The sequence below is a fragment of the Leucothrix pacifica genome, from assembly GCF_003172875.1.
Lineage (GTDB): Bacteria > Pseudomonadota > Gammaproteobacteria > Thiotrichales > Thiotrichaceae > Leucothrix > Leucothrix pacifica.
The window spans coordinates 1-6101 of record NZ_QGKM01000049.1; the positions used below are offsets into that span (position 1 = coordinate 1).

A 6101-nucleotide genomic window follows, 5' to 3' on the forward strand; every position below is an offset into this window, starting at 1 on the left:
GCATGTTTCGATTATTCATTGGTAGCGATGAATGGCGTATTAATTTGTTTAAAATAAAACCACTCCTAAGAGGGCCTCCATTTTAAATTCATGCCCTTTAACAGCAAGACAGGCCCTTTTATCCCCGTAGGGCTCACGACAATTTCGCAGAAATTGTGTAGTGAGTCCACAATTCATATCAATTGACAGAATCGTGCCCGCGTCAGCCTCGGCACTCTCTGGCAATTGATATGAATTGTGCGTCTCTGCCAAACCCACAGTCGGCACATAACAACCACGGAGAGAATGAATGGGATACGCAATACTCAGGGTACAAAAGCTAAAGGACAAAGGCAGCATTCGGCGCAGCCTAAAACACAGTTTTAGAGCGCAAGATACGCCTAACGCTGACCCCGAACGAACCCCGGATAATTCCCACCACTTTTCTCACAGTGTCGATCACGCAATGGATAACATCACCCAGCGACTAGACACTCAAAAAAAGATACGGAAAAACGCCGTGCTGGCCATCGAGTATCTGATCACTGGATCGCCAGAAACACTGCAAGGAAAAACACGTGAAGATCAGGATCGTTACTTTCAGGAATCCATCCAATGGCTAAAAGAAAAACACGGGGCCGACAATGTGGTTTATGCCGGTGTGCATCGTGACGAACAAACACCCCATTTGTACGCCTATGTGGTGCCTATTGATGAACGAGACAAATTGAACTGCAGGGCATTTCTAGGGGGTGCAAAAATGCTCAATGAAATGCAAACCGACTTTGCTGAAAAAGTAGGAATAAAGCACGGACTGGAAAGAGGGATCGAAGGCAGCAAAGCCAAACACCAAAGCATTAAAAAACACTACGCCGCCATTCAAAAAAGTGAAGCACAGACCGTCATTATCAAACCAGAATCCATCGAACCTAGAATTCTGAAGAAAGGTATTTTCACGACTGACGTCGAATCTTTAAACACTATCGCGGAACGGTTGACCCATTCGGTGCAAGAGGCATATCACGAAGTGGCTGCCAATGCGTCTGTATCGCTTCAGAACCAAAAAAGAGCAGAAGACCTAAGTATTACCATGAGAAATCAGAGAGAACAGCTTACAAGGGCACGCAAGCCATTTCAGGGACTGACAAAAGAACAAATCAAAAAAATAGTAGCGCTAACGGAAGGTATGAGGTTAGAAAACAAGCAACAGATACAGAGAGTAAATAACAATGATTTTGAAATATAATTCCCATTACCTTAAGGTTTTTTTGGTACCGTTTCTGGCACTATATTGCAGATAAACCCGGAAATACTGCAGGGATCAGAAACGATTTCGAATTCATATTCGATGTAAAACACATTCTCTGTAATAGGGGGGTTATTAGTTTCTGGCACGGGCATACACGAAGCAATAAAGAGTGGGGTAACTAGGCCAAAATAGAGGGGTTTGTATTGTTCTCCCCTGTTATTTATCAGGCTGCCATTACAGGTTGCTTTGTTTGCACTCATATCAGTACCTTATTTCTTCTATTTCAATCCACGCCACCACTTAATAATAGGGTTTGCTGGCTTCTGTGGTGCTTCAAGTCTGAGTGATAAAGTGGTGTTTTGATCTTTCAACCATTGTTTGTCCTGCTCCGTTTTATCCAGGACTTCACGTAACAGTTTTATTTCCATCTTTAAAAGGGTGTTTTCAGGGTGTTCGATGTTGTTCGATTGGGTGTCTACAGGCTGTACGATTGTGTTCGATTGAGTGTTTTTAGTTGTCTCCAATTTCAGGTCTGGAAACACTCGAATTAACTCTGAACTGTCTATGTATTTTTTTCCATCATGCTCTGAAACACTGATTAAACCTTGCTTGACGTACTTTTTATAGAAAGTACTCCGGGCTACACCAGACTGTTTTATTGCATCACTAATACTAAGTCTCGCCATGTCTCAACCTGTACGAATCGAACTGTATTCGTACAGTATCATAATACAGCTACGAGTATTAATTCATGACATCAAAGGGCTACTATTAGACTTGATCTAGGAAACACCTAACCCTCTAAATACGGTGACTGATCTTCCGGATGCCTGATAGGGGGCCTACCTGTATAAAGGTAAGTTATTAGCTGATCCAACTAGTTCCATCGCACTGAAAACACTTTTATACTTGCCAGCCAATTTAAAGCATCTAACAGCGGATTTTAGTAGCCGCAGGGGAAACAATGGAGACTCTTCAACGCTATTTGTTAATTGTAGCGACAATAGCGTTATCAAGCTACTTGTTCTACTTTCTAGGTGTTCCACAGCTTGCCACGGTAATCGTCATAATAATGTTAGCTGCAGGATGGTTAGCAATTCAAATGCTAGTTCGTGACGAACCAAGTACTTTACACCATATATTTTGGTTCGGTGCATTAGTTATATGCTCTGTCGGAACTCTAAATGGCTCCCTATCATTCTTAGTAATGCACTGGTTATAAATTACACTCCTCATTGACGTTGCGAGAGTGTCGAGAATGCCTAGTCTCAGACATATAAAGCACAGTAAGGACGCTGTGGCTTTTTACTTTCGCTTCAAATAGGGTTTAGAGGTTATTGGAATACCATATAAAAACCCTAAACATAACCCTATTTAAACTTGTGTCGGGCAATCTCAAACCCTCTAATTAGGGTGTACCCTAATTGGATTTTTTAGTAGTCATATGTCAACTAAGGCAACGTTGGTTTAAATCAGCGTAGATCAGTTCCTAATCTCATGCCTGACCAATTCCGAAAGACTAATCTGCTTTTGTCTTGGACACTGGTAAGTATTCAGGAGGTTCGCTAAGGTGTTAAGTTGTGATAGCCGTAGTGGGTCAGGTTGGCTTGCTGCGCGGATCTCGTGCTGGAGTGCTTCATAGCGCAACCGGATATTGCATTCTGTGTGCAGAGTCATTGTTAGTACCTTCGATGGCCTGATTGGGTTAACAGCCTATTCGTGGGGGGGTAGCTGTCGATTAATTATTGACCGTATCAACTAGCAAATGTAGACCGTACGACGAGTGGCACCATCCATTACTGATGAACCAATGAGCACAGTAATTATGTTCACACTGCTGTGTAGGCTTAAACCGCTAAACATAACGCCGATTATACGAATTACCGTCTAGCTTTGAGGGTGTAGGGGTCTCCCCTACGGATAACACCTGCGGAGCACTCCCGAAGAAGCGCTTAATCTAATCAGTTCCAAATTAGGTTAAGCGCTAGGAAATAAAACTATCACCCTCATGGCAAACTGCTTTTAACTGCAATTATGGTGAGACCTCTCAGAATAACCACTAAGCTATTTCAAGGTTTAACGCCTTCAGACGCATGCCTCAATCGAAATTAATGTCACAGAGACGATATAAGCGTCCTTCAATCTAGCAAGGTGAATCGACCAAAGGTCGAGAGGACTGCAAGCCCTACACTACTTTTGCTTTCGGCTGGATTGGTCAGAACCAAGTCCGTAAATGCTAGTGTGATAACTGGCTCACTAAACCCAAATTAGAGTTATCCACAGAAAGCATCTCTATTCGCACATTATCTATTATATCTATTAACCTATTAAGGGCCTCTAGAAGCCCCTAGCTGTAAGGGTTTCAGGGCTTAACTTAGGAGTAATCCGGTGCTTACTTAGGAGTAATCCGGTGCTTACTTAGGAGTAATCCGGTGCTTACTTAGGAGTAATCCGGTGCTTAATAGGAGTTGACGGCATCTACTCCTATGTTAACATTAGGAGATGACTTTACGGACTCCTTCATAATATGAGCAACGAATTGGTAGTGAAATCGAACTATGTTATTGAAGCTAGCTACAAGCTGACATTGAATGAACAGCGTTTGATTCTGCTCTGTGTGCGGCAAATCAAGAAAGGGCAAAATATAACTGCAGGTAGTCGATTTGATATATCCGCTGCTGACTTTGCTGACATGTTTGAAATATCCGCTGATAGGGCTTACTCAGAATTGCAAGCAGTTACAGACAAGCTTTACGAGCGATCCGTGACTGTTCAACAACCAGACCCAGACCGGCCAAATGTTGCAACAACTAAGACGCGCTGGGTTTCAGCTATTGATTACATGCCCAATGAAGGACGTGTTTCAATGTACTTCGCAGTGAAAATGGTTCCCTACATCTCAATGCTTGAAGGAGGGTTTACTCGTTACAATTTACAAAATATTTCCGGCATGGGTAGTGTTTACGGGATTAGATTCTATGAGTTTTTCAAAAGCTGGTTATTTGGTGGTGTACATAGCACAAAAAAAATTGCATTAGAGGAGCTTAAAGAAAAGTTAGAGCTAACAGGGAAATACACATCTATTAAGGATTTCAAACTATATGTTCTTGATAAGGCTATAGCAGACATTAACGAATGTAGTGATCTCACCGCCAAATACAAGACAATCAAAACCGGCAGGAAAATTACTCACGTAGAGTTCGAGTTTCAAGATAAATCTGGACAGAGAAAAGAAAGGTCGATACAGAGAATAGATACTGCCTACATCGAGAAATATGCGAGACCAGGCGAAAGTTACGAACAAGCGGGTAAACGACTAAAGGAGGAAGCCAAGAAACAGACTAAATAAGCAATAACCGCCCTGCACTGGCTTCCTACAGCCAATACAGGACTTCACTTAACGACTATAATGGAGTCGAAAAATGCAAAACAATATTAGCACTACTTTCAGTAGTGAATCACTGATTGTGTCTTTGGGTATCATCGCCCTACTCTTTGCCCTGATCGCTTATCAACAGCGTGGCCATGTGAATCAATCCCGTTCATGGCTGGGGTATTCCGCCCTCACACTCGAACTACTCGCCGGCTCAATGGCTATCTATTGGAGTGTTAAAAACGGTTCAGGCTTACTCACATGGATTTTTGTGTTCGGGTTTGTTGGTTTAGCGGTTGCAAAGGCAACCATCGTTGCAGCCGTCTCAAAAGCCTACGAGGACAGCAACACACCCGCGCTGATCTTTGGCATCGTCTCGCTACTCGGTGCCTACTGCGTGGTGTACTTTGCGGGATCATTTCACGGCGGCATCGAGGGCGCAGGTAAAGCCGCACAGGAAGCCACCGCCAGTGCACCAATCAGGGCGATTGATTCCCAACTGGAGGCCGCAAGGGATAAGCTAAATGGCTTATCAAGCTATGCAGATAGCGCGAAGGCATCAAAGGAACGTGCAAAGGCTAGATTGTTGGATGCTCAGTTATCCAGCGCCAGAACGGCCATGAGTCGGTGCCCTGCCAATTACCTGACCAAATGCATTAACCCAAACCAACAAAAAATAGACAGCCTTCAAGCCCAGTTAAACGCCCTCACCTACTATTCGGGAAACCAGAATTATTCAGGAACCAAACAACTGATTGCCGATCTCGAAACGCAGCGCTCAGAAATGCTGACGGGTGGCAATATTGCGTCTGAATCAGGGAATGGTGCCGATGATAAAATGATTGCCTGGTTACTTAATATTCCCGAGGAAAGAGCAAGGGATTTGAAGTGGCTTATCTTCGTTTTAGCCTTTGATATTTTGTCGTTGCTGTTTCGTTTAACGGGTGATTTTTTGGCTCGTGGAACGCCTCAAACCAAGCTGCTAACCCGTCAATTAGGCGTGCTGTTGGAGTCCGGTTATTCGCTGCCCAATGCCGCACTGGTGCTGAGTGGTCAAAGTGGTTTAATCAGTGATCCACTAACACGTGATGCAGGGGTCACGCGTGAGGTCTCTAGCGGTCATTCAAGTGAGGCCACAAAAACACAGTTATTAGATAACGATAATGACCTGTATCTGAAGTGGTTAGGGCAGGTCAAAGCGGGAGAAATCAAATGCACTCAGAATGATGCTAAGCGATTTATTAGCTCCAACATGACCAAGGGTAATAAAGCGGAAACGGTCACACCAGCGGGCATGATAGCAATACATAAACGGTGGTTAGATCAAGCAACCGAAGAGGGCGTATTAACGCCGCTGGGTGGTGTAGGAAAACCGTCTCATATTCTTGTTTAATTGACGAAGAAAATCCTGTTGAACCGGTAGCACGTTATAGAAATTTGGACTCCAGACAAACCCGAAGAACTGGAGTCCAATTTTCTTACTTACGAGCAATCACTATC

Annotated in this window: 4 protein-coding genes; 3 read left to right on the plus strand and 1 reads right to left on the minus strand. The window is 43.6% G+C overall.

From position 1 onward, the window contains the following. Positions 1 to 289 precede the first annotated feature (289 nt). A complete protein-coding gene (mobV, locus tag DKW60_RS15585) occupies positions 290 to 1225 on the plus strand; it encodes a MobV family relaxase (protein WP_109838589.1) in 936 nt (311 codons plus the stop codon). A gap of 281 nt (positions 1226 to 1506) precedes the next feature. Here mobV and DKW60_RS15590 read toward each other — a convergent pair whose 3' ends face one another. Continuing rightward, positions 1507 to 1914 (minus strand): hypothetical protein, encoded by a 408-nt coding sequence (locus DKW60_RS15590; RefSeq protein ID WP_109838590.1) that lies wholly within the window; start codon positions 1912 to 1914, stop codon positions 1507 to 1509. 1841 nt (positions 1915 to 3755) lie between these two features. Here DKW60_RS15590 and DKW60_RS15600 point away from each other — a divergent pair. Next, positions 3756 to 4577 (plus strand): RepB family plasmid replication initiator protein, encoded by an 822-nt coding sequence (locus tag DKW60_RS15600; RefSeq protein ID WP_109838592.1) that lies wholly within the window; start codon positions 3756 to 3758, stop codon positions 4575 to 4577. Positions 4578 to 4650: 73 nt separating this feature from the next. Continuing rightward, the gene (locus DKW60_RS15605; RefSeq protein ID WP_109838593.1) at positions 4651 to 5994 is read left to right on the plus strand and encodes a hypothetical protein; all 1344 of its coding nucleotides are present in this window, start codon (positions 4651 to 4653) and stop codon (positions 5992 to 5994) included. Positions 5995 to 6101: the final 107 nt, after the last annotated feature.

Bases quoted from the DNA above. Each gene is read 5' to 3' on its own strand.
- mobV (WP_109838589.1), top strand. From the start codon at position 290: ATGGGATACGCAATACTCAGGGTACAAAAGCTAAAGGACAAAGGCAGC.
- DKW60_RS15590 (WP_109838590.1), bottom strand. From the start codon at position 1,914: ATGGCGAGACTTAGTATTAGTGATGCAATAAAACAGTCTGGTGTAGCC.
- DKW60_RS15600 (WP_109838592.1), top strand. From the start codon at position 3,756: ATGAGCAACGAATTGGTAGTGAAATCGAACTATGTTATTGAAGCTAGC.
- DKW60_RS15605 (WP_109838593.1), top strand. From the start codon at position 4,651: ATGCAAAACAATATTAGCACTACTTTCAGTAGTGAATCACTGATTGTG.